Source organism: Streptomyces sp. NPDC051136 (genome assembly GCF_044455745.1).
Lineage (GTDB): Bacteria > Actinomycetota > Actinomycetes > Streptomycetales > Streptomycetaceae > Streptomyces.
Map to the genome: position 1 here is coordinate 38,693 of NZ_JBITFE010000007.1, position 24,375 is coordinate 63,067.

The 24,375-nt window shown below is 72.8% G+C and carries 31 protein-coding genes; 21 read left to right on the plus strand and 10 right to left on the minus strand.

Translation table 11 applies throughout. The features are described 5' to 3' along the window. Positions 1–103 precede the first annotated feature (103 nt). Both ACIBCJ_RS20660 and ACIBCJ_RS20665 read right to left on the minus strand, forming a co-directional pair. On the minus strand, positions 104–1,126 hold the full coding sequence (locus tag ACIBCJ_RS20660) for a LacI family DNA-binding transcriptional regulator (RefSeq protein WP_115743311.1): 1,023 nt from the start codon (positions 1,124–1,126) through the stop codon (positions 104–106). A 42-nt stretch (positions 1,127–1,168) separates the two neighbouring features. After that, positions 1,169–1,969 carry a response regulator transcription factor gene (locus ACIBCJ_RS20665; protein WP_362106383.1) on the minus strand — a complete coding sequence of 267 codons (801 nt, stop codon included), beginning with the start codon at positions 1,967–1,969 and terminating at the stop codon, positions 1,169–1,171. Positions 1,970–2,224: 255 nt separating this feature from the next. Here ACIBCJ_RS20665 and ACIBCJ_RS20670 point away from each other — a divergent pair, with 255 nt between their 5' ends. The 8 genes from ACIBCJ_RS20670 (at position 2,225) to ACIBCJ_RS20705 (ending at position 7,639) form a co-directional block, all read left to right on the plus strand. Continuing rightward, positions 2,225–3,085 (plus strand): alpha/beta fold hydrolase, encoded by an 861-nt coding sequence (locus ACIBCJ_RS20670; protein WP_362106380.1) that lies wholly within the window; start codon positions 2,225–2,227, stop codon positions 3,083–3,085. Between the two features lie 85 nt (positions 3,086–3,170). Then, a complete protein-coding gene (locus ACIBCJ_RS20675) occupies positions 3,171–3,425 on the plus strand; it encodes a MoaD/ThiS family protein (protein ID WP_133890703.1) in 255 nt (84 codons plus the stop codon). Positions 3,426–3,428: 3 nt separating this feature from the next. Further along, positions 3,429–4,757 (plus strand): hypothetical protein, encoded by a 1,329-nt coding sequence (locus ACIBCJ_RS20680; RefSeq protein WP_365980830.1) that lies wholly within the window; start codon positions 3,429–3,431, stop codon positions 4,755–4,757. Between the two features lie 142 nt (positions 4,758–4,899). Continuing rightward, entirely contained in the window at positions 4,900–5,637 is a 738-nt protein-coding gene (locus ACIBCJ_RS20685; RefSeq protein WP_365980829.1) for a DUF2993 domain-containing protein, read from the plus strand. A gap of 257 nt (positions 5,638–5,894) precedes the next feature. Then, the gene (locus ACIBCJ_RS20690) at positions 5,895–5,975 is read left to right on the plus strand and encodes a putative leader peptide (protein WP_350310325.1); all 81 of its coding nucleotides are present in this window, start codon (positions 5,895–5,897) and stop codon (positions 5,973–5,975) included. 143 nt (positions 5,976–6,118) lie between these two features. Next, positions 6,119–6,964, plus strand: a complete 846-nt coding sequence (locus tag ACIBCJ_RS20695; RefSeq protein WP_362106365.1) for a sulfurtransferase — start codon at positions 6,119–6,121, stop codon at positions 6,962–6,964. A gap of 31 nt (positions 6,965–6,995) precedes the next feature. Beyond that, positions 6,996–7,283: a DUF1416 domain-containing protein gene (locus tag ACIBCJ_RS20700; RefSeq protein WP_362106362.1), complete on the plus strand. Its 288-nt coding sequence runs from the start codon at positions 6,996–6,998 to the stop codon at positions 7,281–7,283. 95 nt (positions 7,284–7,378) lie between these two features. Continuing rightward, positions 7,379–7,639 carry a DUF3099 domain-containing protein gene (locus ACIBCJ_RS20705; RefSeq protein ID WP_362106359.1) on the plus strand — a complete coding sequence of 87 codons (261 nt, stop codon included), beginning with the start codon at positions 7,379–7,381 and terminating at the stop codon, positions 7,637–7,639. Positions 7,640–7,663: 24 nt separating this feature from the next. Here the strand turns inward: ACIBCJ_RS20705 and ACIBCJ_RS20710 are convergent, their stop codons facing one another. From ACIBCJ_RS20710 to ACIBCJ_RS20720, 3 genes are read right to left on the minus strand one after another with little or no spacing between them, the layout of a single operon-like run. Then, a complete protein-coding gene (locus ACIBCJ_RS20710) occupies positions 7,664–8,026 on the minus strand; it encodes a DsrE family protein (protein WP_003974797.1) in 363 nt (120 codons plus the stop codon). A gap of 28 nt (positions 8,027–8,054) precedes the next feature. Next, positions 8,055–8,312 carry a hypothetical protein gene (locus ACIBCJ_RS20715; RefSeq protein ID WP_362505638.1) on the minus strand — a complete coding sequence of 86 codons (258 nt, stop codon included), beginning with the start codon at positions 8,310–8,312 and terminating at the stop codon, positions 8,055–8,057. Beyond that, a complete protein-coding gene (locus ACIBCJ_RS20720) occupies positions 8,309–8,701 on the minus strand; it encodes a hypothetical protein (RefSeq protein ID WP_365980828.1) in 393 nt (130 codons plus the stop codon). The genes ACIBCJ_RS20715 and ACIBCJ_RS20720 overlap by 4 nt, the downstream gene beginning before the upstream one ends. Before the next feature lie 172 nt (positions 8,702–8,873). Here ACIBCJ_RS20720 and ACIBCJ_RS20725 point away from each other — a divergent pair, with 172 nt between their 5' ends. The 3 genes from ACIBCJ_RS20725 (at position 8,874) to ACIBCJ_RS20735 (ending at position 10,653) form a co-directional block, all read left to right on the plus strand. Then, positions 8,874–9,716, plus strand: coding sequence for a helix-turn-helix transcriptional regulator (locus ACIBCJ_RS20725; RefSeq protein ID WP_365980827.1), 843 nt, complete (start codon positions 8,874–8,876; stop codon positions 9,714–9,716). Next, entirely contained in the window at positions 9,698–9,910 is a 213-nt protein-coding gene (locus ACIBCJ_RS20730; protein WP_365980826.1) for a DUF397 domain-containing protein, read from the plus strand. The genes ACIBCJ_RS20725 and ACIBCJ_RS20730 overlap by 19 nt, the downstream gene beginning before the upstream one ends. A 167-nt stretch (positions 9,911–10,077) precedes the next feature. Further along, complete coding sequence (locus tag ACIBCJ_RS20735; RefSeq protein ID WP_362106343.1) at positions 10,078–10,653, plus strand: FABP family protein; 576 nt, start codon at positions 10,078–10,080, stop codon at positions 10,651–10,653. A 97-nt stretch (positions 10,654–10,750) separates the two neighbouring features. Here ACIBCJ_RS20735 and ACIBCJ_RS20740 read toward each other — a convergent pair whose 3' ends face one another. Then, positions 10,751–12,091 (minus strand): erythromycin esterase family protein, encoded by a 1,341-nt coding sequence (locus ACIBCJ_RS20740; protein WP_365980825.1) that lies wholly within the window; start codon positions 12,089–12,091, stop codon positions 10,751–10,753. A 134-nt stretch (positions 12,092–12,225) separates the two neighbouring features. Between ACIBCJ_RS20740 and ACIBCJ_RS20745 the strand changes: the two genes are divergently transcribed. The 3 genes from ACIBCJ_RS20745 (at position 12,226) to ACIBCJ_RS20755 (ending at position 14,328) form a co-directional block, all read left to right on the plus strand. Further along, the gene (locus tag ACIBCJ_RS20745) at positions 12,226–12,816 is read left to right on the plus strand and encodes a TetR/AcrR family transcriptional regulator (protein ID WP_362106337.1); all 591 of its coding nucleotides are present in this window, start codon (positions 12,226–12,228) and stop codon (positions 12,814–12,816) included. An 88-nt stretch (positions 12,817–12,904) separates the two neighbouring features. Then, positions 12,905–13,342, plus strand: a complete 438-nt coding sequence (locus tag ACIBCJ_RS20750) for a Fur family transcriptional regulator (protein WP_133890693.1) — start codon at positions 12,905–12,907, stop codon at positions 13,340–13,342. Between the two features lie 20 nt (positions 13,343–13,362). Then, positions 13,363–14,328, plus strand: coding sequence for a folate-binding protein (locus tag ACIBCJ_RS20755; RefSeq protein ID WP_365980824.1), 966 nt, complete (start codon positions 13,363–13,365; stop codon positions 14,326–14,328). Between the two features lie 61 nt (positions 14,329–14,389). Here the strand turns inward: ACIBCJ_RS20755 and dtd are convergent, their stop codons facing one another. Then, complete coding sequence (gene dtd, locus ACIBCJ_RS20760) at positions 14,390–14,815, minus strand: D-aminoacyl-tRNA deacylase (RefSeq protein ID WP_133890691.1); 426 nt, start codon at positions 14,813–14,815, stop codon at positions 14,390–14,392. 179 nt (positions 14,816–14,994) lie between these two features. Between dtd and ACIBCJ_RS20765 the strand changes: the two genes are divergently transcribed. From ACIBCJ_RS20765 to ACIBCJ_RS20775, 3 genes are all read left to right on the plus strand, one after another. Beyond that, the gene (locus ACIBCJ_RS20765) at positions 14,995–15,651 is read left to right on the plus strand and encodes an aerial mycelium formation protein (RefSeq protein ID WP_362106331.1); all 657 of its coding nucleotides are present in this window, start codon (positions 14,995–14,997) and stop codon (positions 15,649–15,651) included. 88 nt (positions 15,652–15,739) lie between these two features. Continuing rightward, positions 15,740–16,777 (plus strand): asparaginase, encoded by a 1,038-nt coding sequence (locus ACIBCJ_RS20770; protein ID WP_365980823.1) that lies wholly within the window; start codon positions 15,740–15,742, stop codon positions 16,775–16,777. A 72-nt stretch (positions 16,778–16,849) separates the two neighbouring features. Further along, on the plus strand, positions 16,850–18,106 hold the full coding sequence (locus ACIBCJ_RS20775) for a GNAT family N-acetyltransferase (protein ID WP_365980822.1): 1,257 nt from the start codon (positions 16,850–16,852) through the stop codon (positions 18,104–18,106). Between the two features lie 168 nt (positions 18,107–18,274). Here ACIBCJ_RS20775 and ACIBCJ_RS20780 read toward each other — a convergent pair whose 3' ends face one another. Beyond that, on the minus strand, positions 18,275–18,460 hold the full coding sequence (locus ACIBCJ_RS20780) for a hypothetical protein (RefSeq protein WP_133890687.1): 186 nt from the start codon (positions 18,458–18,460) through the stop codon (positions 18,275–18,277). Positions 18,461–18,674: 214 nt separating this feature from the next. Next, complete coding sequence (locus tag ACIBCJ_RS20785) at positions 18,675–18,863, minus strand: hypothetical protein (RefSeq protein ID WP_133890686.1); 189 nt, start codon at positions 18,861–18,863, stop codon at positions 18,675–18,677. Between the two features lie 181 nt (positions 18,864–19,044). Between ACIBCJ_RS20785 and ACIBCJ_RS20790 the strand changes: the two genes are divergently transcribed. Both ACIBCJ_RS20790 and ACIBCJ_RS20795 read left to right on the plus strand, forming a co-directional pair. Continuing rightward, positions 19,045–19,926 carry a winged helix-turn-helix domain-containing protein gene (locus tag ACIBCJ_RS20790; protein ID WP_362106320.1) on the plus strand — a complete coding sequence of 294 codons (882 nt, stop codon included), beginning with the start codon at positions 19,045–19,047 and terminating at the stop codon, positions 19,924–19,926. Beyond that, positions 19,875–20,714: an HAD family hydrolase gene (locus tag ACIBCJ_RS20795; RefSeq protein WP_365980853.1), complete on the plus strand. Its 840-nt coding sequence runs from the start codon at positions 19,875–19,877 to the stop codon at positions 20,712–20,714. Before ACIBCJ_RS20790 ends, ACIBCJ_RS20795 begins: the two co-directional genes overlap by 52 nt. Positions 20,715–20,729: 15 nt before the next feature. On the opposite strand, the gene ACIBCJ_RS20800 is transcribed toward ACIBCJ_RS20795, so the two are convergent. Next, positions 20,730–21,494 (minus strand): HAD-IA family hydrolase, encoded by a 765-nt coding sequence (locus tag ACIBCJ_RS20800; RefSeq protein ID WP_365980821.1) that lies wholly within the window; start codon positions 21,492–21,494, stop codon positions 20,730–20,732. Between the two features lie 134 nt (positions 21,495–21,628). Between ACIBCJ_RS20800 and ACIBCJ_RS20805 the strand changes: the two genes are divergently transcribed. Together ACIBCJ_RS20805 and ACIBCJ_RS20810 are read left to right on the plus strand one after the other, a co-directional pair. Further along, positions 21,629–22,240, plus strand: coding sequence for a TetR family transcriptional regulator (locus tag ACIBCJ_RS20805; RefSeq protein ID WP_362101869.1), 612 nt, complete (start codon positions 21,629–21,631; stop codon positions 22,238–22,240). Positions 22,241–22,281: 41 nt separating this feature from the next. Further along, positions 22,282–24,372 carry an AAA family ATPase gene (locus ACIBCJ_RS20810; RefSeq protein WP_365980820.1) on the plus strand — a complete coding sequence of 697 codons (2,091 nt, stop codon included), beginning with the start codon at positions 22,282–22,284 and terminating at the stop codon, positions 24,370–24,372. Positions 24,373–24,375: the final 3 nt, after the last annotated feature.

A 24,375-nucleotide genomic window follows, 5' to 3' on the forward strand; every position in this document is an offset into this window, starting at 1 on the left:
CCGTCGGCAATGCGCCCGTCGGCAATGCGCCCGTCGGGAGACGCCCCTAGAGAAGCCGCCCGTCGGGAGAAGCCCCTCGGGCGGGCGTCCGCCGTGGAGGCGGCTACGCGCAGCCGCAGGACTGCCGTACGACCAGCTGTGACGGGAACACCTTCAGCCGCTCGCGCCGGGAGCCCGCCACCCGCAGGCCGTCGTCCAGCACCAGGTCCACCGCCGCCCGCGCCATCGCCGACCGGTCCGAGGCGACCGTCGTCAGCGGCGGATCGGCGAGATCCGCCTCCTTGATGTCGTCGAAACCGGCCACCGCCAGCTCGCCGGGCACGTCGATGCGCAGCTCGCGGGCCGCCCGCAGCAGGCCGATCGCCTGGTCGTCGGTGGAGCAGAAGATCGCGGGCGGCCGCTGCGGCCCGGAGAGCAGCTCCAGGCCCACGCGGTAGGCGTCGTAGCGGTTGTACGGCGCTTCGAAGAGCCGCCCCTCGGTGGAGAGCCCGGCCTCCTTCATCGCGCGCTTCCAGCCCTCGACGTGGTCGGAGACCGGGTCGCCCACGGACGGGGTCTCGGCGGTGCCGCCCATACAGGCGACGTACTCGTACCCGTGCTCCAGCAGGTGGCGCACGGCGAGCTGGGCGCCGCCCAGGTCGTCGGTGACGACGGCGACGTCGTCGATCGCCTCGGGGCGCTCGTGCAGCAGCACCACCCGGGCGTCCCAGGCGTCGATCTCGGCGGCGGCGTTGTCGTTCAGCGCGTGGCTGACCAGGATCAGGCCCGAGACCCGCATGCCGAGGAAGGCGCGCAGGTAGTGGACCTCGCGCTCGCCGACGTAGTCGCTGTTGCCGACGAGCACCATCTTGCCGCGCTCGGAGGCGGCCCATTCGACCGCGTGCGCCATCTCCGCGAAGAACGGCTGGCGCGCGTCCGGCACGATCAGGCCTATGAGATCGGTGCGCCGCGACGCCATGGCCTGGGCGACCCGGTCCGGCCGGTACCCCAGTTCCTTGATCGCGGCGAGGACACGCTCGCGCGTGGCCGGGGCGACCGGCCGGGGTCCGTTGTTGATGACGTAACTGACGACGGCGGTGGAAGTCCCCGCCAGTCGCGCCACGTCATCCCGAGTCACCTTGGCCACGCGCGGAGTCTACGCGGATGGACCCGCTCCGGGCAGGCCGTATCACACGTTGGATGCCCGTGCGCCCGCCGCGTCGGCCGGCGTGTCGCCCCGGTCCCGGTCGGCCCTCGGCTTCGCCCGGTCGGACCGCGCGCCGCTGTCGGCCTTCTCCGCCTTCTCGCCCTTCTCGGGCTTCTCCGGCGTGACGAAGCGGTAGCCGACGTTGCGGACGGTGCCGATCAGCGATTCGTGCTCGGGGCCGAGTTTGGCGCGCAACCGACGTACGTGCACGTCGACCGTGCGGGTGCCGCCGAAGTAGTCGTACCCCCACACCTCCTGGAGCAGCTGCGCGCGGGTGAACACCCGGCCGGGGTGCTGGGCGAGGTACTTCAGCAGCTCGAACTCCTTGAAGGTCAGGTCCAGGACCCGGCCCTTGAGCTTCGCGGAGTAGGTCGCCTCGTCCACCGACAGGTCGCCGTTGCGGATCTCCATCGGGGAGTCGTCGCCGCCGATCTGCTGGCGGCCCATGGCCAGCCGCAGCCGCGCCTCGACCTCCGCGGGACCCGCGGTGTCCAGCAGTACGTCGTCGATGCCCCAGTCGGCGGTGACGGCGGCCAGGCCGCCCTCGGTGACCACCAGGACCAGCGGACAGCTCAGGCCCGTGGAGCGCAGCAGCTGGCACAGACTGCGGATCTGCGGGAGGTCGCGGCGGCCGTCGACGAGGATGACGTCCGCACCCGGGGTGTCGACGAGCGCGGGGCCCTCGGCCGGAGCGACGCGTACGTTGTGCAGCAGCAGGCCGAGAGCGGGGAGCACCTCCGTCGACGGCTGGAGGGCGTTGGTCAGGAGCAGCAGAGAACTCATCGCGCCCCACCTGCCTGGGACGGTTCGTGGTCGTGCCCGGTTCGCTCGCCCATAACGTCTGGTTCCTCCTGGGTCCCTGCGAGGACGTTTACGGCACTGCTTCGTACAGGTCGTGCGGGTGCGGGTCCCGTGCCCGTGGGGCCCGCCGCGCGTCCGTGAGGTGAATGCCCGGCGACCGCCCGGCATCGCTCCCGGAAGCACAAAAGGACCCGGGGGCTACGTTGCCCGAGTCCTCTGCCCAGCAGAATAGCCGACATGAGCAACCGACCGCCGGGTCATGTGGCGCGTTCCACCCGTGGTCCAGCCAATCGTCCGCATCCCGAGACGCCCCGGGGAGCGCCGCGCCGCACGCCCGCGCGCACCTTCCTCCGTACGGCCGACGGCGTCCCCATCGACGCCGTGTACGAGCCGGGACCGGCCGGGCGGGACCCCTCTGACCTGGTGTTCGTCGTCGCGCACGGCTTCACGGGCGACGCCGACCGGCCGCACGTGCGGCGGATCGCGGCGGCGTTCGCGCGGCACGGCGCCGTCGTCACGTTCTCCTTCCGGGGCCACGGAGCGTCCGGCGGACGCTCGACCGTCGGGGACCGCGAGGTGCTCGACCTGGCGGCGGCGGTGACGTGGGCGCGCGGCTTCGGGCACGCGCGCGTGGTGACCGTCGGCTTCTCCATGGGCGGCTCGGTGGTCCTGCGGCACGCAGCGCTGTACGCCGGCGACCCCCGGGCGGGCACGGACGCCGTCGTGTCGGTCAGCTCCCCCGCCCGCTGGTACTACCGGGGGACGGCGCCCATGCGCCGGCTGCACTGGCTGGTGATGCGCCCCGCCGGGCGTGTGGTGGGCCGCTACGGCCTGCGCACCCGCATCCACCACCGGGACTGGGACCCGGTGCCGCTGTCGCCGGTGGAGGCGGCGGGGCGGATCGCGCCGACGCCGTTGCTCGTCGTGCACGGCGACCGGGACGGCTACTTTCCCCTGGACCACCCCCGGATGCTGGCCGAGGCGGCCGGTGACCACGGCGAACTCTGGCTGGAGCCCGGCATGGGCCACGCCGAGAACGCCTCGGACGAGGCCCTGCTGCACCGCATCGGCGACTGGGCGGTGGCGCGGGCGGGCTAGCCTGACGTTGTTCACCGCCGATCGACGACGACACCGACACCCACACGTCGCCGACGCCGATCGGCTCCGGCGACGAAGGAACCAGATGGCAAAGGTCACGGTGCGCTACTGGGCCGCCGCGAAGGCCGCGGCGGGGGTGGCCGAGGAGCCCTGCGACGCGGCGACGCTCGCCGACGCGCTCGACGCGGTGCGCGAGCGGCACCCCGGCGAACTCACGCGCGTGCTGCTGCGCTGCTCGTTCCTCGTCGACGGCGACCCCGTCGGCACGCGCGGGCATGAGACGGTACGGCTGGCCGACGGCGGCACGGTCGAGGTGCTCCCGCCGTTCGCAGGAGGGTGAGCGATGACCGACCAGCCGTATCAGCCGTACGGGCAGCAGCCGTACGAGGGAGACGACGCGCAGGCGTGGCCCGGGCAGCAGCCGTACCAGCCGTACCCGCACCAGGGCTACGGGGAGCAGCCGGACCCGAACGCCGGCCAGTACACGCAGCAGTGGCAGGGGCAGACCTGGGAGACGCAGGTGCAGCCGCCGGTCTCCGCGGAGGAGACGGCCTACCTGCCGCCGCACGCCCAGCCCCAGCCCCAGCCTGATCCGTACCCGGCGCAGGGCTACGGACAGCAGCAGCCGTACCAGCCCCGTTCCCAGCCGCAGCCCGCGCCGTACCAGCCCGAGCCCCAGCCGTACGCGCCGCAGCCACAGCCGCAGCCGCAGACGTACGCGCCGCAGTCACAGCCGCAGCCGCAGACGTACGCGCCGCAGCCGCAGCCTCACCCCCAGCCGCAGCCGCAGCCTCACCCCCAGCCGTACGAGCCGCCCGCGCCCGGACCCGCGCCCTCGTCCCCCACCCCCACCCCCGCTTCCGCGCCCGGGGACTCCGACGAGCCGGGCTACGGCCCCGCGACCGTCGCCGGGAACACGCGGATCACGGATGCGCAGCGGGCCCGGGCCGAGGGGCGTTCGCCGATCATCGACCCGGGCATGCAGCCGGCCGGTCTCACCGCGCTGCTGGGGCTGCTGCTGTCCGGCGCGGCGGCGCTCGGCACGTACGCGCTCCTCGTGCCGCTGGTCGTGCTCCAGGCCGTCACCGCGGCGGGCTGGTTCCGGCTGAACGGCATGTGGCCGGCCCGGCAGGGCATCGCGCTGGGCTTCGCGGGCGCGCTCGCCGCCGACGTGGCGATGCTGGCGTCCGACCGCTCCCCGGCGGCGATCCTCGGCACGCTCGGGGTGTGGGTGCTGCTCTCCCTCGTCCTCCAGCTGCGCTCGCACGCCGACCCGGACGAGCGGATGTACGGCCTGATGGCGACCATCGCCGCGGCCGCCCTGGCCGTCGTCGCGGGCGGGTACCTGGCCGCCGACGCGGACGCGGTGACCGTCGGCGGGATCGCCGTCGCTGTGGCCGCCGTGGCCCGGGCCCTGCCGCTGCCGGCCCCGGCGTCGGTGGTCGTCGCCCTGCTCGCGGCGGCCGGTGCCGGGATCGCGGCCGGTTCGCTGACGGACTTCGGGGCGTCGGGGGCGCTGCTCGGCGCGGGCGCGGCGGTGTGCGCGCTGATCGGCCTCCGGGTCGCGGCCTACGACTACCCCTCCCGGTTCGTCCACTTCACGGCGGGCGTGGCCCTGCCCCTCGCGGCGGCGGCCCCGGCCGTGTACCTCCTGGGCCGGGCCCTGGCCTGAGCCGCCGCGCCGGTACGGCACCCCCTGTCACAGCTGTTCGACAAAATCCGGGGGGTGCCCACGGCCCGCGTTACGCTCGCGCTGGACGGCCGCCGGTCGTCGGTCCGTCGCCGCCGAGCGTCCAGGGTTGGGGAATCACCGCATGCGCGCACTGCGAATACTGTTGATCGTCGTCGTGATCCTGGGCGGCCTCTTCGTGATCGCCGACCGTGTCGCCGTCAACTTCGCCGAGGACGAGGCGGCGGACAAGCTGCGCAGCACCGAGAACCTGGCCTCCACGCCGGACGTCTCCATCAACGGCTTCCCCTTCCTCACCCAGGTCGCCGGGGGCGAACTGGACGACGTGGAAGTCGGCATCGACGACTACGAGGCGTCCACCGGCAACGGCGGCGAGAAGATCCGCATCGCCACCCTGCGCGCGCACATGAAGGGCGTCGACTTCTCCGGCGACTACAGCTCCGCCACCGCGGCCACCGCCACCGGCACCGCGACCGTCGGCTACGACGAGCTGATGAAGGCCACCAAGTCCGAGCCCACGCAGATCGCGCCCGGCGTCGACGCCAAGGTCGTCGGCCTCTCCGACGGCGGCAACGGGAAGATCAAGGTGTCGTTGCAGGCATCGATCCTGGGCGTCGAGGTGCCCGAGCCGATCGACGTGCTCAGCTCGGTCAAGGTCAAGGACGACGACGTGGAGGTCGTCGCCGACGGACTGCCCGAGATCGGCGGCAGGCAGCTCGCCGAGTCCCGGATCCGGGCCATCACCGACTTCCAGCAGACCATCGACGAACTGCCGGGCGGCATCGAGCTGGACAAGGTCGAGGCGGCGAAGGACGGTGTCGAGATCACGGTGAAGGGTTCGAACGTCAAGCTGGCCGGGTAGGACGAGGGTCGGCCGCCCGCAAGCGCCCCCCGACGACGCACCCGTCCGCGGCGCTCTCGACGCGATGACGGTGCCCGGCCTCGTCCGACAGGCGAGACGGCACCGTCCGTACCGCAGATGCGCGGACGCCCGCCCCGGTCCGCGAGGCCTCCGGCGCCTGACCTGATCCCGCTCCGATCCCACACTCCGGACGATCCCGTCTCATCATGCGACACATCGGTGACACGACCCGCGCTCGATCCCTACGATCGGTCCCTATGAAGCGACAGGCGGATCTCACGAAGCGGCGGGCAGTGGACCTGTGCCGCGTTGCCGCCATGCTCTGTCGCACCTTCTGAGGTGGACGGCGACGTCGCCGTCCGTGTCCCCCTCATCCCTCACCCCGCCCTGCCCTGGGCATCCGCGCGCCGTGCCGCCGCCCGGCCCGGGCGCGCACACCCTCGCACCATGCCCCGCCGCCAACTGCCCCGGAGGAGAGAACATGAGCCGCAGCGACGTCCTGGTCGACGCCGACTGGCTGCAGGACCACCTGGACGACCCGAACATCGCGATCGTCGAGGTGGACGAGGACACGTCCGCCTACGAGAAGAACCACATCAAGAACGCGATCCGGATCGACTGGACGCAGGACCTCCAGGACCCGGTCCGCCGCGACTTCGTCGACCAGGAGGGCTTCGAGAAGCTCCTGTCGGCCAAGGGCATCGCCAACGACACGCTGGTGGTCCTCTACGGCGGCAACAACAACTGGTTCGCGTCGTACGCCTACTGGTACTTCAAGCTGTACGGCCACGAGAACGTCAAGCTCCTCGACGGCGGCCGCAAGAAGTGGGAGCTGGACGCCCGCGAGCTGGTCCCCGGCGACGAGGTGCCGCAGCGCGCCGCCACCGACTACAAGGCCAAGCCGCAGAACACCGCGATCCGCGCCTTCCGCGACGACGTCGTCAAGGCGATCGGCGCGCAGAACCTGGTCGACGTGCGCTCGCCCGACGAGTTCTCCGGCAAGCTGCTCGCCCCGGCCCACCTCCCGCAGGAGCAGTCGCAGCGTCCGGGCCACGTCCCGTCCGCCCGCAACATCCCGTGGTCGAAGAACGCCAACGACGACGGCACCTTCAAGTCGGACGACGAGCTCAAGCAGCTCTACACCGACGAGCAGGTCGACCTGGCGAAGGACACCATCGCCTACTGCCGCATCGGCGAGCGCTCGGCCCTGACCTGGTTCGTGCTGCACGAGCTGCTGGGCGTGGAGAACGTCAAGAACTACGACGGCTCCTGGACCGAGTACGGCTCCCTCGTCGGCGTGCCGATCGAGCTCGGCGCCAACAAGTAAGTCCGCCCCCTCAACCCCTCAGGAGTACGACATGTGCGGAGCGAAGGCCGGCGGCCCCGACGCCTCGACGATCAAGCCCGGTGAGACCACCATCCAGGGTCAGGTGACCCGCGACGGCGAGCCGGTGACGGGCTACGTCCGCCTGCTGGACGCCACCGGCGAGTTCACGGCGGAGGTCCCGACCTCCGCGACGGGCCAGTTCCGCTTCTACGCGGCCGAGGGCACCTGGACCCTGCGCGCGCTCGTCCCCGGCGGCAGCGCCGACCGCACGGTCGTCGCCCAGCAGGGCGGACTGGCGGAGGTCGCGATCGCCGTCTAACGGCTAACGCGCCACGCGACGGCCGAGGGGCCGCACCCACCGGGTTGGACGCCTGGGGTGCGGCCCCTCCGGCATGCCGGGCCTACGCTGGAGACATGTACGCGCGGCGGCGTCACGTCTACTTCGCCATGATGGGGACCTGCATCGTCCTCTTCGTGCTGGCCTGGGCGGTCGTGCGCATCTGGTCCGTCCCGGCGGCCGTGGGCCTGTGCGTCGTGGCCATGGTCATCCCGCCGGTGGCCGCGATGTTCGCGAACCGGCGCGGCCCGGACGACCGCTGGTGGGACGACCCGTCGGGCGACGCCCAGTCCGACGAGTGGTGGGACGAGCTGGACGGGAAGAAGCGCCCGCACTGAGCGCCTCCTGCGCGCGGCGCGGCGTCAGTAGACGAGCGCCTGCGTGTCGTCGGCCAGCGCCTCCTGCACGAACACCTGCGCGCCCGCGATCCGCACGCCCTCGATGACGTCCTTCTCGGTGAGGTCGCGGCGGGCGGCGCACTGGGTGCACAGGGTCACCCGGCCGCCCGCGAGGAGCGAGTCGAGCAGGTCGGGCAGCGGCGCGGCGTGCGGCAGCTCGAACTCGGCCGCGCGTCCCGGCACCGCGAACCAGGCGGACTCACCGGTCAGCCACAGGGACACGTCGACCCCACTGGCCACGGCCACCGCCGCCACCGTGAACGCCTGCGAGCACCGCTCGGGCGCGTCCGCCCCCGCCGTCACCTTGATCACGAGCTTCTTCGCCATGCCGGAAGCGTAGCCCGCGCGGGCGGCGTCACACCCCGAAGACGATCGTCACCAGCAGCGTCGCGACGCACAGCACGGTGAGCAGGCCGCTCACGGTGGCACCGTCCAGCCGGCCGCGCCGCCGGTGCCGGGCCCCGGCCCCGTGCCTCGGCGCGGGCCTCGGCGGGTGGTCCGGGTGGAACGGCGGCATCGCGAAGCCGGGGGAGAGGGGAGCCCGGTCCCGCCGGGGCGAGAGCCGCTGCGCCCGCCGGCACTCCTCGTAGGGCAGTCCGCCGTCGCAGGTCATGCCTCGTGCTCCTTGTGCTGGTGCTGGCGCAGCAGGACGTTCGCGTCCGTCACCGCGCTGTGGTCGAACGCCGCGCGGGCGGCTTCCCGCCGCTCGGCGAGCCAGGTGCAGGCGGCGCAGTCGGGCACCGGTCGGGGTGGCCGCTCGGGTTCGCCGGGGGCCGCTGGTGTGGCGAGCGTGCGGTCGTTCGCGGCGCGCAGGCTCGCCCCGAGGCGCTCCCGGTCGGTCGCCGGGCGCAGCGCGGCCGGCTCCGCCTCCCACTCCCGGCCGCCGCCGAGGGGCCGGAGCATCACCCGCGCCCCGCTGCGGCCCCGGTACTCACCGACCCTGGCGGCCGCGGTGTCGTAGAGCACGGTGCCGGGCTCGTAGGCGGCCGGTTCAGTTCTCACGCGGTTCGCTCCCTTACGTCAATGTCTATACGGAATGCGATGGTTGCCCTACTCTGCGTAGTGGTGGGCAGTACGAGCATGACCCACGACGGGGGTCGCCGAGCCCGGAACGGCCGCTAGTGCCACACCGGGCGCTCCAAATTCCACAAATTCCACAGCCGGGAGGGGTGCGGTGCCGCAGCGGAGGGCGATCACGGGTCGCAGTCAGGAACCGAGGGCACGGTTCGCGGAGGAGCTGCGGCTGCTCCGGCAGGGGCGGGGCGTGTCCCTGCGGGGCATGGCGGAGGCGGTCGGATGGGACGCGTCCCAGTTCGGAAAGATGGAGAACGGCCACACGCTGGGCGGCCCGGAGATCGTGGAAGCGCTGGATCAGTACTACGGCACGGGCGGCATGCTGCTCACCCTGTGGGAGCTGGCGGTGGCGGACCCGACGCAGTTCAAGGAGCGGTACCGCCGGTACATGGTCCTGGAGGCCGAGGCGGTGAGCATGTGGCAGTACTCGTTGAGCAGGCCTCCAGGGTTGCTGCAGGTGGAGGGATACGCGCGTGAAGCGCTGGCAGTGGGTGGTCTCAGCGGGGACGCGCTGGACCAGCAGGTCGGCGCGCGCGTTGGGCGACGGCACGTCCTAGAAGGAGACGGAGCGCCGCCATTCCGCGCCATCCTCTCCGAGACGGTGCTACGAAACTCGTTGCGGGACGCCCGGGGGTGGCGAGCGCAGCTTGAGTACCTGACGGAGGCGGCGGACCGCCCGAACATCACCCTTCATGTGCTGCCCTTTGGCTCCGGCCTGCACGGTATGGATGGCACCGACCTCATGTTCCTCCGCTTGGCGGATGGCCGTACCGTGGCCTATGCGGAGAACGATGTCCAGGGCGAACTGGTAGAGGAAGCCAGCAAAGTTGAGCAGTTGCAGCGCACCTATGATGACCTCCGCGACCTGGCGTTGAGCCCCGCCGAGTCACGGTCGTTCATCTTGCGAGTGTTGGAGGAAGCGCCATGCGAGCCATCGACTTGAGCACCGTCACCTGGCGCAAGAGCAGCTACAGCAACTCCGACGGCGGCAACTGCGTCGAGGTCGCCCCCGGCCTCCCCCTCGTTCCCGTCCGGGACAGCAAGGACCCCGCTCGCGGAGCCCTCCTCTTCGCCGCCCCCGTGTGGGTCGCCTTCCTGGACGGAGTCCGGCGAGAAGAGCCGGGGAGGGCCGCGTAAGCTGGGGCCGGCCCTGTTTTGCCCCCCGCTCAAGGAGCACCCCGTGGAGATCTTCTTCGAAGCCCTGCTGGTCCTGGTCTGCGTCGGCGTCCTCGCCTTCGCCGGTCTGACCGTGAAGAAGCTGTACCAGGGCCAGCGCTGATCACCGACGCCAGGAAGTACCGCTCATGATCGAGATCCCGTCCGACCTGCACAAGGGCCTCGTCCCGCTCGCCTTCCTGCTCGGCGACTGGGCCGGTGCGGGCGTGCACGACTTCCCCGGCGCCGAGAAGTGCAACTTCGGCCAGGAGGTCTCCTTCACCCACGACGGCCGGGACTTCCTGGAGTACCAGTCGCACACCTGGGTGCTGGACAACGACGGCAACAAGGTCCGTCCCCTGGAGTCCGAGCACGGCTTCTGGCGCATCGACGCGAACCGCAAGGTCGAGGTCACGATGACCCGCGACGACGGCGTCATCGAGATCTGGTACGGCGAGATGGCCGACCAGAAGCCCCAGATCGACCTGGTCACGGACGCGGTCGCCCGGACGGCGGCTTCTCAGCCGTACACCGGCGGCAAGCGGCTGTACGGCTACGTCAAGAGCGACCTGATGTGGGTCGGCGAGAAGCAGACCCCCGAGGTCGAGCTGCGTCCCTACATGTCGGCGCACCTGAAGAAGGTCGTCACCCCGGAGGACGTCGAGCGCTGGGCCAAGGCCCTCCCCGACGACATGCCGGACGACGGGATCGCCTTCTTCAAGTAGAGCCGGGAAGCGGCGGACACGCCGGCCACAAGGGCCTCGCGGACCACCCGCGGGGCCCCGTTGCGTTTCTGCGGCCGCGGCGCGCCTCCTCCGCCGGTCACCGGAGGAGGTGGCCCGCTTCCACCTCGTGGAGGTGGACGAGGATGTCGTACGACAGGCCGAGGGCGGTGTCCGGGTCGTCGGTCGACCAGTACAGGCCGTAGGAGCGGGTGGGACGGGCCGTGGCGAGCCAGGCTCGGGCGGCCTCGGGTGCGGTGCGCAGGTCGATGCCGAAGTCGCGGTGGCGGAGCCTGTCGAGGGTGTGCTCGTTGTAGCCCCTCGGCGCCGGTGCGACGGTGTACCGCCGGGGCCGCTGGGCCGTGAAGCCGGGCAGGGCGTTGACGGTGCCCCGGTGGAAGGTCAGGCCGATGCTGACGTAGTCCTGGCCGAGCCGGGCCCGCAGGAAGGCGCCGGTGGGCTCCGGGAACTCCTTCGGGTTGTCGCTGGTGTAGGCGACGTGGCCGTTGTTGGACGCGAGCAGGATGCGGCCGCCCTCGTGCCGCAGCCACCAGGCGGTGTTGTCGGCCATGACCCGGTCGCGGTAGCGCATGCGCTCGGGGAACTGGTCGTCGGGGAAGGCGTAGCCGGTGAAGCTCTGGGTGACGGCGGTGGCGTTCTGCACGGCCCAGGCGTGCGCCCGCTCGGCGTCGCGGCCGGCCGTGCGGGGGCGGCCGTGGTCACGGAGCAGCGCCAGGGCGGCGTCGGCCCGGTCGGCCTCCGCCCGGCGGGCCGACGGGTCCTTGCCCAGCTGGCCGGCCATCCACGCCCCCGCTTGTGTCCCGGCCGTCGGCTTCAGGCCCGCGTAGAGGTCCGAGACGCGCCCGGCCAGGTCGGGGCGGTGCACGGCGAGGTAGTCGGTGACCTGGGCGAAGGCTTCGGGGCCTGCGTAACCGAGGTCGTTGCCCGCGAACCGCAGCTGCGGCCGGCCGGGATGGCTCGTGTTGTAGCGGCGCATCCAACGGATCAGGTCGAGGTACTCCTGGGTGTTCCAGAAGACGTACTGCCCCTGGAACTCCTCCCGCATGATCCGCGCGGGGTCACCCGAGCCGCGGGTGACGTAGGCGTCCAGGCGCAGGCCGGTGCTCCAGCTCGCCTCCAGGACGAACGTGGTGAAGCCCTTGGTGGCGACGAGACGGCGGAAGAGTCTCTGTTTGAGCGTGAAGAACTCGTGGGCGCTGTGGCTGGCCTCACCCAGGCCCACGACGCGGGCGTCGCCGACCATGCGGCCGAGTCCCTCCAGGTCGCTCAGGGGCAGCGCACTGCGGTTCAGGGCGCTGACGGACTCGGCAGCCGAGGGGGCCGACGCTGCGGCGGTGCCGGTGCCGAGGGTTCCCACGGCGAGGACGGCGGTGGCCTGGCCGAGCAGGCGGCGGCGGCTGACGGGGTGGCTGTGGCTCATGACATCTCCTCGGTCGGTGGGTACGGCACGACAGTACTCAGGATTTAGGCGCTTGCGCAATACGCTTGTATAAGACGCGCGTGCAAGGCGCCTGTGTAAGGCGTCCGCATCAGGGGACGGATAACGTTCCCGGCATGGGTAATCGCGAGGATCTGCTGGTAGGGGCCAGGCGCTGCCTGGAGGAGAAGGGCTGGGCCCGGACCACGGTGCGCGACATCGTGACGGCGGCCGGCGGTGTGAGCATGGCGGCCATCGGCTACCACTTCGGCTCCCGGGAGGAGCTCCTGAACGCCGCGCTCATCGAGGCCATCGACGAGTGGGGCACGCGGATCGGCCGCACGCTGGCCTCCTTCGGCGACGCCGGAAACAGCCCGGCGGCGCGCTACGAAGCGATGTGGGGGCAGATCATCCAGTCCTTCCAGGACGACCGGACGCTGTGGCTTGCCACCCTCGAAGCCCTGCTCCAGGCGGAACACTCCGACGACCTGCGCCGCTACCTGGCCGGAAGCCAGGCCCTGGGCCGCCGGGGTCTGGCCGCGCTGCTGCTCGGCACACCCGAGGACCAGGTCGGCGACACCGCGGTCCGCACCCTGGGCGCCGCACAGATGGCCCTGTTCACCGGCCTGATGACGCAGTGGCTCACCGACCCCGACCAGGCTCCCGACGCCCCTGAGATCGTCGCGGGCCTGCGCGCACTCACCGGCATCGTCGACGCAGACGAGTGACCGGGGGCCGACGGGCCACGCCCTCGGCGCCCACCGCTCCGCGTCAGGGCCCGGTACGGTGCGCCGACGGCGCCCTAGACTGGGCGTCGTGGTGAGCACCGACTGGAAGAGCGACCTCAGGCAGCGCGGCTACCGGCTGACGCCCCAGCGGCAGCTGGTGCTCGAAGCCGTGGACACCCTCGAACACGCGACCCCCGACGACATCCTCGGCCAGGTGCGGAAGACGGCGTCGGGGATCAACATCTCCACCGTCTACCGCACGCTGGAGCTGCTGGAGGAGCTGGGGCTGGTCAGCCACGCCCACCTCGGGCACGGTGCGCCCACCTACCACCTGGCCGACCGGCACCACCACATCCACCTGGTCTGCCGGGACTGCACCGACGTGATCGAGGCCGACGTGTCGGTGGCCGCCGACTTCACCGCCAAGCTGCGCGAACAGTTCGGCTTCGACACCGACATGAAGCACTTCGCGATCTTCGGCCGGTGCGAGAGCTGTTCCCTGAAGGGTTCAACTACCGAGTCGTAAGCGAGTCGTAGGCTGGGCGTATGAAGAGCCCCCTGCTGTCCCTGCCCGGCGCCGTTCCCGCCGAGGGTGTGGACGAAGGCGTCGCCGCCCACTACGGCGACCTGTTCCGCGAGCAGCGTGCCCTCGCCGACGGCACCGGCTTCGTCGACCTCTCCCACCGCGGTGTCGTCACCGTGACGGGCGACGACCGGCGGAGCTGGCTGCACCTGCTGCTCACCCAGCACGTCAGCGACCTGCCGGCCGGCCAGGCCACCGAGGCGCTGATCCTCTCCGCGAACGGCCACATCGAGCACGCCCTGTACCTCGTCGACGACGGCGCGACCGTCTGGGCCCACGTGGAGCCCGGCACCCAGGAGGCGCTGATCGCCTACCTGGAGTCGATGAAGTTCTTCTACCGGGTCGAGGTCGCCGACCGCACCGCCGACACCGCCGTCGCGCACCTGCCGGCCGGTTCGATCGCCCAGGCCCCCGACTCCGCCGCCGTCCGCGAGACGCCGTACGGCCGTGACCTGTTCCTGCCGCGGGAGGAGCTGGAAGCGTTCGCCGCCCAGGCCGGGCCCGCGGCCGGGATCCTGGCCCACGAGGCGCTGCGCGTCGAGCAGCACCGCCCGCGCCTCGGCTTCGAGACCGACCACCGGACCATCCCGCACGAGCTGGGCTGGATCGGCACGGCCGTGCACCTTCAGAAGGGCTGCTATCGCGGGCAGGAGACCGTCGCCCGGGTGCAGAACCTCGGCAAGCCGCCGCGCCGGCTGGTCTTCCTGCACCTGGACGGCAGCGAGGTCCACCTGCCGCCGAACGGCGCGGAGATCCGCCTCGCCGACGACGGCCCCGACGGCCGGAAGGTCGGCTTCGTCACTACGTCCGTACGCCACCACGAGCTGGGCCCGGTCGCCCTCGCCCTGGTGAAGCGGAACGTGCCGGTGGACGCCAGGCTGACGGCCGAGGACACGGCCGCCGCGCAGGAGACGGTCGTCGAGCCGTAGCGAGCCGGGCCGAGGAGGGCCGGGCCGAGGAGGGACGGGCCGAGACGGGGCGAGAGCCGGTTCAGACCTCCAGGAGGACCGTGAACGGGCCGTCGTTCGTCAGGGACACCCGCATCTGCGCGCCGAAGCGGCCCGTCGCCACGGTCGCGCCCAGGGCGCGCAGCCGCGCGACGACCTCGTCGACCAGCGGCTCGGCCACGTCGCCGGGAGCGGCTGCGTTCCAGGTGGGGCGGCGGCCCTTGCGGGCGTCGCCGTACAGGGTGAACTGGCTGATGACCAGGAGCGGGGCGTCGAGGTCGCTGCACGACTTCTCGTCGTGCAGGATCCGCACCGACCAGAGCTTGCGGGCCAGCTGCGCCGCCTTCTCCTCGGTGTCGTCGTGGGTGACCCCGACCAGGACGCACAGGCCCTCGCCCTCGATCGCGCCCACCGTCTCGCCGTCCACGACGACGCTCGCGCCGTCCACCCTCTGCACCACTGCACGCATCCCGTCATGATGCCGTGCGTCCCCGGGGTGCGGACGGGTGGGCCCGTGCCCGGTTTCGTATCGCTCCGTAACCCCCCATCTGGGGCCGATCGGGGCCGATCGGGGGCACTCGGTCACATAGCGGCCACGCGGAGTGGCACCATGCTCCCAGGCGCCGGGCGAGGGGACGGTTGAGGCACATGAGCACACCGAGTACGGGGCAGTCGTTCGGGACTGCCGCGTTGACACGTCCGGGTGGCCCCGGGGGTCCGGCTGGACCGGGCGGCCCGGAGTCGCCCCGGCCGCCCGTGCAGCGCACGGACAGCCCCGCGCTGCCGGGGGGTTCCGCGGAGCCCGACCTGACCGCGCTGAGCCTGCCGGAGCTGCGCACGCTGCGCCGGGACGCCCAGCGCGAGGAGGCCGACCTCAGCTACGTACGGCGGCTGTTGCAGGGCCGCATCGACATCCTGCGCGCGGAGCTGGCGGGGCGCGGGTCCGCCTCGCCCTCGTCCGTGGTCACCACCGCGACGACCGGGTCCGTGGTCGAGCGGCTGTCGGAGATCCTCGCCGACGCCCCGGCGCGGCAGCGCTCCTCCGCCCGGCACGTGACGCTGGCCACTCCGCGCAGCGAGGAGTGCCGGCGCCTTGCCGCGGAGATGCTCGGCGAGGTGGAGCTGTCCGACCTGACCGCCCGCACCGATCTGGAGCTGACCGCGGGGATGGGGCGGCTCGTGCGCTACGAGCAGCAGGTCTCCCGGAGCCGGCAGCGGTTGCAGCGCACGGCGGACGGCTGCGGCGCGGAGATCGCACGCCGGTACCGTGAAGGGGAAGCACAAGTCGACGACCTGCTCGTGTGACACGGGGGCGGCCCTCGCGCCGCCTCCGGGGTCCGGTGATCCCGGGCCGTCGCCGCGGGGGGTCGCCCGTTCCGGAAGGCCACCGCCGATGTCCGCGCCCCAGTCGTCCCAGCCGCCCCAGCCGTCGCAGCACCCCCAGCAGTCGCCTGCGCGTCAGGCGTCGCCCACGTCCGCCCTCTCGACCGTCGTGCCGCCGGTCCTCGCCGAGGTCGTCCGGTCCGGGTTCGTCGAGGGGCGGCACCGGGGCAGCCTGGTCGTCCTGGGCGCCGACGGAGCGGTGGAGCTGGCGCTGGGGGAGGTGACGGCACCGGTCTTCCCGCGGTCCTCCAACAAGCCGATGCAGGCGGCGGGCGTCCTGCGGGCCGGTCTCGACCTCGCGGGGGAGCGGCTGGCGCTGGCGGCCGCGAGCCACTCCGGAGAACCGTTTCACCGTGACCTGGCCCGCAAGATGCTGGCCGAGTACGGCCTGGACCCGGCGCTGCTCCAGTGCCCGCCCGACCTGCCGCTGGACGCCGAGGAGCGCGACACGTACCTGGCGTCGGGCGCCGTGCCCGACCGCGTCACCATGAACTGCTCCGGCAAGCACACCGCGATGCTCGCGGTCTGCGCCCAGCGGGGCTGGCCGCTGGAGAGCTACCTCGACCCCGAGCACCCGCTCCAGCGGATCATCCACAAGGTGGTGGAGGACGCCGCCGGCGAGCCGGTCGCCGCCGTCGGCACGGACGGGTGCGGGGCGCCGCTGATGGCGATCAGCCTGGTCGGCCTGGCCCGCGCCTTCCGCTCCTTCGTCACCGCCGAGCCCGGATCGGCCGAGCGCCGGGTGGCCGACGCGATGCGCGCCCACCCCGAGTACGTCGCCGGCAGCCGCCGCGCCGACACCTGGCTGATGCGCGAGGTGCCGGGCACCCTCTCCAAGATGGGCGCCGAGGCCGTCCAGGCGGTGGCCCTGCCCGACGGCCGCGCCCTCGCCTTCAAGATCGAGGACGGCGCGGGCCGGGCGCTGGGCCCGGTGCTGGCCCGCGCCCTGGACCTGCTGGGCGTGGAAGGCCCGGTCGTCGACCGCATCGGCCGGGCGCCCCTGCTGGGCGGTGGCCGGGAGGTGGGGGAGGTCCGGGCCGTCTTCTGAGCCCCCGGGCGCCGCTGATCCCCGCGACTTATCCCGGCGACGCCGACGGGGGCGCCGACCTACGGTGGGCGTATGAGCCGCCGCACCGAGATCGACGTACGCCCCATCACCGAGGCCGACTTCCCCGACTGGAACCGGGCCCTGAACACCGGGTTCCTTCAGCCGCCGCTCGTCGCCGCCGAGCAGCTGGACGCCCGGCGCCTGGAGTTCGTGCCGGGCCGGTCGCTCGGTGCCTTCGACGGGAAACGCTGCGTGGCCACCTTCCGGTCCTTCGACCAGGAGCTGACGGCCGTCGGGGGCCGCCCGGTCCGTGCCGACGCCGTCTCCAACGTCACCGTCACCCCCACCCACCGCCGCCGCGGCCTGCTCACCCGGATGATGGCGCAGGACCTGGCGGCGGCGAAGGAGCGCGGGGACGTCGTCGCGACGCTGATCGCGGCGGAGTACCCGATCTACGGCCGGTACGGCTTCGGGCCCGCCACGACGATGACTGAGTGGTCGGTCGACGTGCCCCGCGCCGGTCTCGACCCGCGCCGGGCGGTCCCGGAGGACGGCGGCCGGATCGACCTCGTGGACGGCGACGAGGTGCGGGCGCTCGGACCCGGGCTGCACGAGCGGCTGCGCCGGGCCCAGCCGGGCGCGGTCAGCCGGACGGAGCGGTGGTGGCAGTACCGGACGGGCGAGGCGAACACCAGCGGTACGCCGTGGACCGAGCCCTACTACGCCCTGTACCGCTCGGCGGACGGCGAGGTCGAGGGCATGGCCTCGTACCGGACCGACGACCGCTGGGGCGACGCCAAGCAGCCGCTGAACACGGCGACCGTCGACTGGCTGATCGGTGTGACGCCGGCCGCCGAGCGCGCGCTGTGGCACTTCCTGTGCTCGATCGACTGGGTCCAGACGGTGAAGAGCGGCTGGCGCTCCCCGGACGATCTGCTCCCGCACCTGCTGCCGGACCCGCGGGCGGCGCGGATCACCACGCAGGCGGACTGGCTGTGGGTGCGGATCCTCGACGTCGCGGCGGCGCTGGAGTCCCGGACGTACGAGGGCCGGGGCTCGGTGGTGCTGGAGATCGCGGACGGCGGAGGGCTGACCGGCGGGCGCCGGCGGCTGGAGGCGGGCCCGGACGGGGCGTCCTGCACGCGGACCGCCGAGAGCGCCGACCTCGCCCTTGACGTGCGGGACCTGGCGGCGCTGTGGCTCGGTGACGAGTCGGCCGTGCGGCTGGCCGCGCTCGGCCGGGTGCGGGAAGAACGAGCGGGCGCCGCCCGTGTGGTCGACGCCCTGCTGCGTACGTCCAGGCGGCCATGGTGCCCGGACATGTTCTGAGGTGACTCCCTTCCGCCGGTGACGGGTGGACGTGCGCATCCGTAGCGCGTGCTGGTGGTGCTGGTCGTGCTCTTCAGTTGTGGTTGTGGTTGTTGTGCGTGGTGCCTGCCGACCGGCCGGGCTCCCGGCTCCCCTCCGGAAGGGGGCCCGGCCGGTCGGGACGTCGGTTCAGCCGGACTGGGCGAGCAGCATCACGAGGATCACCGCGCCCACACCGCCGATCACGGTGTTCTTCGCCTTGATGCCGATGGAGAGCGCGACGAACGCGATGATGCCCATCGGCCCGTACCTCCATTGCACGAGCTGCTCGAACCCGATGGCCAGAGCGGCGACGACGATGGCGATGAGCGGCATGGTGGACCCCCTGTCACCGTGGTGGCCAACCCTTGTGAGGCTCGACCACGTTGCCCAAGTTGGCTGCCAACTTATCTCTACTTCTCTCCACTTGGAAGAGACTCGTAACCACCTTTCGGCGAACTCCCGCAGGATGGCGAGAAGTTGTGGGTGGCTCGAAGTGCTGCGGGACGGGCGGGCCGGAGTCGTGTCCCTCCGGCCCGCCCGTCTCCGGTCACAGTGCGGAACCCGCGACCAGGAGGGCCAGCAGCACCGCTCCCGCGGAGCTGACGGAAGGGCTCTTGGCCTTGATTCCTATGGTGAGCAGGAGCAGGCCGACGATGCCGGTGACGCCGTACCGCCACTGGACGATCTGCTCGAAGGCGATGACGAAGACCGCGGAGACAAGGGTCAGGACGGGCATGGTCTTCCCCCCTTCGGGAAGTTCGGGCGGCCGGAAGTTCTCGGATTCGCATCGTCGGGAAGGTAAACTTCCGCCAACCGGGATAAGTTGGCAACCAACTCTAGCTATGTTGTTCCCACTTGGCTTCCATCTGTAAACAAGTTTCAATCAACTCCCGGTAGGTAGGTCGAAGTTGTAGCGTTTGGTCGTGACTCAGGAGAACGTGTCCGTGAACGGCAGCAGAAGGCTTTCGTCCCAGGAGATCGCCGACGTCCTGCGGGAGCGGATCGGCGGGGGAGACCTCAAGGCGGGTGACCGTCTGCCGACCCAGGCCGAGCTGGCCGAGGAGTTCGGCGTGGAGCGCGGCACCGTGCGCCAGGCGCTGCGCGCGCTCCAGGAGGACGGGCTGCTCACCAACGTCAGCAAGGGCAGCCCGCCCCGGATCGCCGAGCCCGCCCCCGCCCGGGGCGACGAGCCGCAGCCGACGGCGGTCTCGCTCGGGCCGCGCCTGGCGGAGGCGTTCGCCGCGCCGCGGGTGCGGATCGACGTCGTGTGCCACACCTCGGAGACCCTGATGATGGCGCTCAGTGAGCCGCTCCGCCTGATCCACGAGGGGCGGCTCCACCCCGAGGCGATCGAGTTCCGGGTGCTGGTGCCGTCCAGCGCCATCGCCCTGGCCTTCCCCGTCCTGGTCGGGGAGGACGAGCACGACCCGGTCCACCGGCGCTGGCTGGAGATGCGCGACGCGCACGCCCGGGTGCTCCAGCACAATCTGCACGGCGTACGGAAGGTCAGCCGCCAGGTCGACGTGCGGGTGGAGTTCCGCACCCTGCCGTTCACCCCGCCGACCAAGCTCTACCTGCTCAACGGCGAGGAAGCCCTCTTCGGCTACTACCGGGTGACGCGGCGCGAGGAGGAGTACGAGGGCCGGACGCTGGAGATGTACGACGCGCTCGGCTCCCAGTCGCTGCTGTTCTCGTTCCGCAAGCGCGCCGGTCACCGTGAGGCGATGTTCGTCGAGGAGTCGCAGAACTGGTTCGACGCCCTGTGGGACACCATCTCCATGGAGATGGCGCTCTCCTAGTGACGTCCGGGGCGGAGCGAGTGGAACCGGTGGGCGAGCGGGCCGGACGCGTTGAGAGCGGCGAACGGCCCGAGTCCCTGCGGGGCCTGGTCATGGGCGCCCGCGTCGTCCTGTGGGACTTCGACGGCCCCGTTTGCAGGCTGTTCGCGGGACATCCGGCCGACGGGGTGGCGAGGGGGCTGGTGGACTGGCTGGCGGCCGTCGGCCACGACGGGTTGCTGACCCGGGAGGAGCGGGACCACCCGGACCCGTTCCTGCTGCTGGCCGCCGTCGACCGCGAGAGCAGTCACGGTGACGTGGTCGCCGAGTTCGAGGAACGGCTGACCCGGGAGGAGCTGCGCGCCGTCGCCACCGCCCGGCCGACCCCGTACGCGGACGCCCTGATCCGCACCTGGGCCGCGCAGGGCGTCGGCCTCGCCGTCACGACCAACAACTCGCCCCGCGCGGTGAGCGCGTACCTGAAGTCTCGCGGCCTGCTCGCCTGTTTCACCCCGCACGTCGCCCCGCACGTCTACGGCCGTACCCGCGACCCGCGTCTGCTCAAGCCCGACCCGTACACGCTGGAGCGTGCCCTGCGCGCGTGGGGTGTCGCCCCCGCGCACGCCCTGATGGTCGGGGACTCCCCCGCCGACGTGGCCGCGGCCGGGAAGGCCGGCGTGCCCTTCCTGGGCTACGCGCGCAACGACCGCAAGGCGGAGCAACTGCGGTCCGCGGGCGCGGAGGTGCTCGTCCACTCCCTCGAAGAGGTGCTGCGGATGGTGCGGGACTGGCCGGCCCCGGGGCGCTAGATCCGGTCCCGGCCCCTACTGGCAGACCGTCAGGGCGTCGGCGGCCCGCAGGACCGGCAGGTACGAGGACACCACCGCGTCCGCGCCGCCCCGCGCCATCCGCAGCGCGCGTCCCGCGTTGCGGGTGAGTCCGAGGAAGCCGGTCCCGGCCGACCGGGCGGCCTCGAGGTCGGTGAGCTGGTCACCCACGAGCAGGCAGTCGGATGCGGGCAGGCCCAGGTGGCGCAGGGCCCGCTGCACGCAGTCCGGGTGCGGTTTCATGAGCCGCGCGTCGTGGGGCGCCCGGCCGAAGACCCCGGCGAACACCGGGCCCGTCCCGAGGCTGCCGAGGTACTCCCGGATCGGCGCCTCCGCGTTGTTGCTGACGACGGCCAGGCGCTTGCCGCGGCCCAGGAGCAGGCCGACGAGGGCGCCCAGGTGCGGGGTGGGGAGAGCGGTGCGCACGGCCCGCCGCTCCAGTGCGGTGACGGCGGCCTCGGCGCGTTCCAACGGGAGGGCACCGGCGGCGGGTGCGGAGCGCTCGTACATCTCGCGGAGCGGAGGGAGGATGCCGTGGGCGTCGTCGCACTTCTCGACCGCGGGGTCGAGCGGCCCCCAGTGCCGCCGGGCCGTCCGCTTGATCCGCTCCGCCGTGCCGGCCGTGGTGCAGCCCGCGAACAGGTCGCAGACCGGACCGTCGAAGTCGAACAGCACCGCGCGGGCGGAGCCGAACGCGCGCAGCGCCGCGGCCGGGTCGTCGAGGGCGTCGAGGGTGTCGCGGCCTGGGCCTGTGTCGGTCACCGCGGCAGTCTCCCGCACCCGGCGCGGACACGTCGTCGCGACGCGGACGCGTGCGGCGGAATGCCGTGCCCGGTCCGCGCCGGCGCGCTCGGCGGCCGGCTCGGGTGGTCCCGCGCAGGCTCTAGGCTCGCCCCATGAGCACCCCCGGTCTGCGCGAGCGCAAGAAGCAGCGGATGTACAGCACGCTGTCGGACGTCGCCGTCGCCCTCTTCCTGGAGAAGGGCTTCGACGCGGTGTCCGTCGCGGAGGTGGCCGCCGCGGCCGAGGTCTCCAAGCCGACGCTCTTCCGGTACTTCCCGGCCAAGGAGGACCTCGTCCTCCACCGCATCGCCGACCACGAGGACGAGGCGGCCCGGGTGGCGGGCCGGGGCCCGGCGCCGGTCGAAGCGCTGCGGCGGCACTTCCTGGCGGGGCTGGAGCGGTGCGACCCGGTGACCGGGCTCAACGACCATCCCGCCGTACTCGCCTTCCACCGGCTGCTCTACGGCACCCCGTCCCTGGTCGCCCGGATGCACACCCAGCTGGAGCGGTCCGAGGCCGCGCTCGCCGAGGTGCTCGGCGGCGACCTGGAGGCCAGGCTGGCCGCCGGGCAGATCATCGCCGTGCAGCGCATCCTCGCGCTGGACAACTGGCGGCGGATCGCCGACGGGGAGCGGGTCGAGGACGTACGGCCGGACGCGGTGGCGGCGGCCGAGCGGGCGTTCGCGGGGCTGGCGGCCGGACTGCCACCACGCATGACGAAGTAAATAATGTAACTGAGTAACGTCTTTCCTCTATGCTTGCTGGAATGACGTCGACCGATCACGCCCTCCAGCGCGCCCTCGACGGGGAACGCGCCCACCACGAGCACTGCCGCGCCGTCCTCACCGCGATGGTCGAGGGCGCCCAGGAACACGTCGTCACCGGCGAGGACGTCTCCGCCTCCGGTGCCGACGCCGAGGTCCTCGGGTACCGGTTGCGCAGCCGGGCCAAGGAGATGCGCGAACTTCCCGAGGGGCCGCTGTTCTTCGGCCGCCTGGACTTCACGGAAGCGGAAGCGGAGGGCGAACGGGACGGGCCGCCGGAGGCGGAGGCGCAGGGCGGGGAGGCCGTGCGGGCGCTGCACATCGGCCGGCTGCGGATCACCGAGCACCCGGCCGCCCCGCCCCTCGTCGTCGACTGGCGCGCCCCCGTCTCCCGCGCCTTCTACCAGGCCACCCCCGGCGACCCCCGCGGCGTCGCCGTCCGCCGCCGCTTCGGGTGGGCACCGGGCAGCCGGGGTGACCGCGCCGACCTCACCGGCATGGAGGACGAACACCTCGGCCGGGGCGAGTCCCGGGCGAGCACGATCGTCGCGCGGGAGATCGAGCGCCCCCGGGTCGGACCGATGCGGGACATCGCCGCCACCATCCAGCCCGACCAGGACGACCTCGTCCGCGCCGGTCTCGGCGACACCGTCTGCGTCCAGGGCGCCCCGGGCACCGGCAAGACCGCCGTCGGCCTGCACCGGGCCGCGTACCTGCTCTACACCCACCCGCAGCGCATCCGGCGCGCGGGACTGCTGATCCTCGGCCCCAACCCGACCTTCCTCGCCTACATCGCCGAGGTGCTCCCCGCCCTCGGCGAGAGCGGCGTGCGGCAGTCCACCCTCGCCCGGGAGATCGCCCGGCACCCGGTCACCCGCACCGACGACGCCCGGACCGCCGCCCTCAAGCACGACGCCCGGACGGCCGAGGTACTGCGCCGCGCCCTGTACGCGCGCGTGGACCCCGGCGCCGCGGACGACCTCGCCGTACCGGACGGCTCCTACCGCTGGCGCGTCCCGGCCGGGGCGCTGGCCCGCATCGTCGCGGACGTACGGGAGGAGGAGCCGCCGTACACCGTCGGGCGCGAGCGGGTGCGGGCCCGGATCGTGGGGCACGTCCAGAGGCAGGCCGAACGGCGCGCCGGGCCGCAGACCAACGCCTGGCTGCGCCGCGTCGAACGGGCCCGTCCGGTCGGCGCGGCCCTCGACGCGGTGTGGCCCCGGGTGCGCCCGGAGGAGGTGCTCGCACCGCTGCTCGGCGACCCCGCCGAACTGGCGCGGGCGGCCGAGGGGCTGCTGGACGACGACGAGCAGCAGGCCCTGCTGTGGCCGGGCCGGCCCCCGCGGTCGTGGAAGTCGGCGCGCTGGTCCGCCGCCGATCAGGTCCTGCTCGACGAGGTCGCCGGACTCCTCGACCACCCCGAGGGCTACGGCCACATCGTCGTCGACGAGGCCCAGGACCTCTCCCCGATGGAGTGCCGGGCCATCGCCCGCCGCTGCGCCTTCGGTTCGCTCACCGTCCTCGGCGACCTCGCCCAGGGCACCACGCCGTGGGCCGCCCGCTCCTGGCGCACCGTCCTCGCCCACCTGGGCCGCCCCGACGCCGCCGTGGTGCCGCTCAGCACCGGGTTCCGGGTGCCGAAGGAGGTCGTGGGCCTCACCAACCGGCTCCTGGCACGGCTCGACGTGGACGTACCCCCGGCCCGTTCCCTGCGCGGCGACGGCGAGCTGACGCTGCGCGAGACCCCGCCCGGCGCCCTGCCGGACACCGTCGTGGACGCCGTACGGCACGCACTCACCCGGGAGGGCTCGGTGGGCGTCGTCGCCGCCGACCCGGACGTGCCCCGGCTGCGGGCGGCCCTCGACGCGGCCGGCATCCCGGCGTCGGGGGACGAGACGCCGGGCGCCCGGGTGGCCGTGGTCCCGGCGAGCGTGGTCAAGGGCCTGGAGTACGACCACGTCGTCGCCGTCGAACCGGCCGCGATCGCGGCGGCACAGGACCCGGGAGGCCGGGGCCTGCACCTCCTGTACGTGGTGCTCACCCGGGCGGTGTCCCGCCTGGACGTGGTCCACGCGCACCCGCTGCCGTTCTGAGGC

Coding starts and splice junctions, on each gene's coding strand:
- ACIBCJ_RS20665 (WP_362106383.1), bottom strand. CDS start 1,969: ATGAGTTCTCTGCTGCTCCTGACCAACGCCCTCCAGCCGTCGACGGAG.
- ACIBCJ_RS20670 (WP_362106380.1), top strand. CDS start 2,225: ATGAGCAACCGACCGCCGGGTCATGTGGCGCGTTCCACCCGTGGTCCA.
- ACIBCJ_RS20675 (WP_133890703.1), top strand. CDS start 3,171: ATGGCAAAGGTCACGGTGCGCTACTGGGCCGCCGCGAAGGCCGCGGCG.
- ACIBCJ_RS20680 (WP_365980830.1), top strand. CDS start 3,429: ATGACCGACCAGCCGTATCAGCCGTACGGGCAGCAGCCGTACGAGGGA.
- ACIBCJ_RS20685 (WP_365980829.1), top strand. CDS start 4,900: ATGCGCGCACTGCGAATACTGTTGATCGTCGTCGTGATCCTGGGCGGC.
- ACIBCJ_RS20690 (WP_350310325.1), top strand. CDS start 5,895: ATGAAGCGACAGGCGGATCTCACGAAGCGGCGGGCAGTGGACCTGTGC.
- ACIBCJ_RS20695 (WP_362106365.1), top strand. CDS start 6,119: ATGAGCCGCAGCGACGTCCTGGTCGACGCCGACTGGCTGCAGGACCAC.
- ACIBCJ_RS20700 (WP_362106362.1), top strand. CDS start 6,996: ATGTGCGGAGCGAAGGCCGGCGGCCCCGACGCCTCGACGATCAAGCCC.
- ACIBCJ_RS20705 (WP_362106359.1), top strand. CDS start 7,379: ATGTACGCGCGGCGGCGTCACGTCTACTTCGCCATGATGGGGACCTGC.
- ACIBCJ_RS20710 (WP_003974797.1), bottom strand. CDS start 8,026: ATGGCGAAGAAGCTCGTGATCAAGGTGACGGCGGGGGCGGACGCGCCC.
- ACIBCJ_RS20715 (WP_362505638.1), bottom strand. CDS start 8,312: ATGACCTGCGACGGCGGACTGCCCTACGAGGAGTGCCGGCGGGCGCAG.
- ACIBCJ_RS20730 (WP_365980826.1), top strand. CDS start 9,698: ATGCGAGCCATCGACTTGAGCACCGTCACCTGGCGCAAGAGCAGCTAC.
- ACIBCJ_RS20735 (WP_362106343.1), top strand. CDS start 10,078: ATGATCGAGATCCCGTCCGACCTGCACAAGGGCCTCGTCCCGCTCGCC.
- ACIBCJ_RS20740 (WP_365980825.1), bottom strand. CDS start 12,091: ATGAGCCACAGCCACCCCGTCAGCCGCCGCCGCCTGCTCGGCCAGGCC.
- ACIBCJ_RS20745 (WP_362106337.1), top strand. CDS start 12,226: ATGGGTAATCGCGAGGATCTGCTGGTAGGGGCCAGGCGCTGCCTGGAG.
- ACIBCJ_RS20755 (WP_365980824.1), top strand. CDS start 13,363: ATGAAGAGCCCCCTGCTGTCCCTGCCCGGCGCCGTTCCCGCCGAGGGT.
- dtd (WP_133890691.1), bottom strand. CDS start 14,815: ATGCGTGCAGTGGTGCAGAGGGTGGACGGCGCGAGCGTCGTCGTGGAC.
- ACIBCJ_RS20765 (WP_362106331.1), top strand. CDS start 14,995: ATGAGCACACCGAGTACGGGGCAGTCGTTCGGGACTGCCGCGTTGACA.
- ACIBCJ_RS20770 (WP_365980823.1), top strand. CDS start 15,740: ATGTCCGCGCCCCAGTCGTCCCAGCCGCCCCAGCCGTCGCAGCACCCC.
- ACIBCJ_RS20775 (WP_365980822.1), top strand. CDS start 16,850: ATGAGCCGCCGCACCGAGATCGACGTACGCCCCATCACCGAGGCCGAC.
- ACIBCJ_RS20780 (WP_133890687.1), bottom strand. CDS start 18,460: ATGCCGCTCATCGCCATCGTCGTCGCCGCTCTGGCCATCGGGTTCGAG.
- ACIBCJ_RS20785 (WP_133890686.1), bottom strand. CDS start 18,863: ATGCCCGTCCTGACCCTTGTCTCCGCGGTCTTCGTCATCGCCTTCGAG.
- ACIBCJ_RS20805 (WP_362101869.1), top strand. CDS start 21,629: ATGAGCACCCCCGGTCTGCGCGAGCGCAAGAAGCAGCGGATGTACAGC.
- ACIBCJ_RS20810 (WP_365980820.1), top strand. CDS start 22,282: ATGACGTCGACCGATCACGCCCTCCAGCGCGCCCTCGACGGGGAACGC.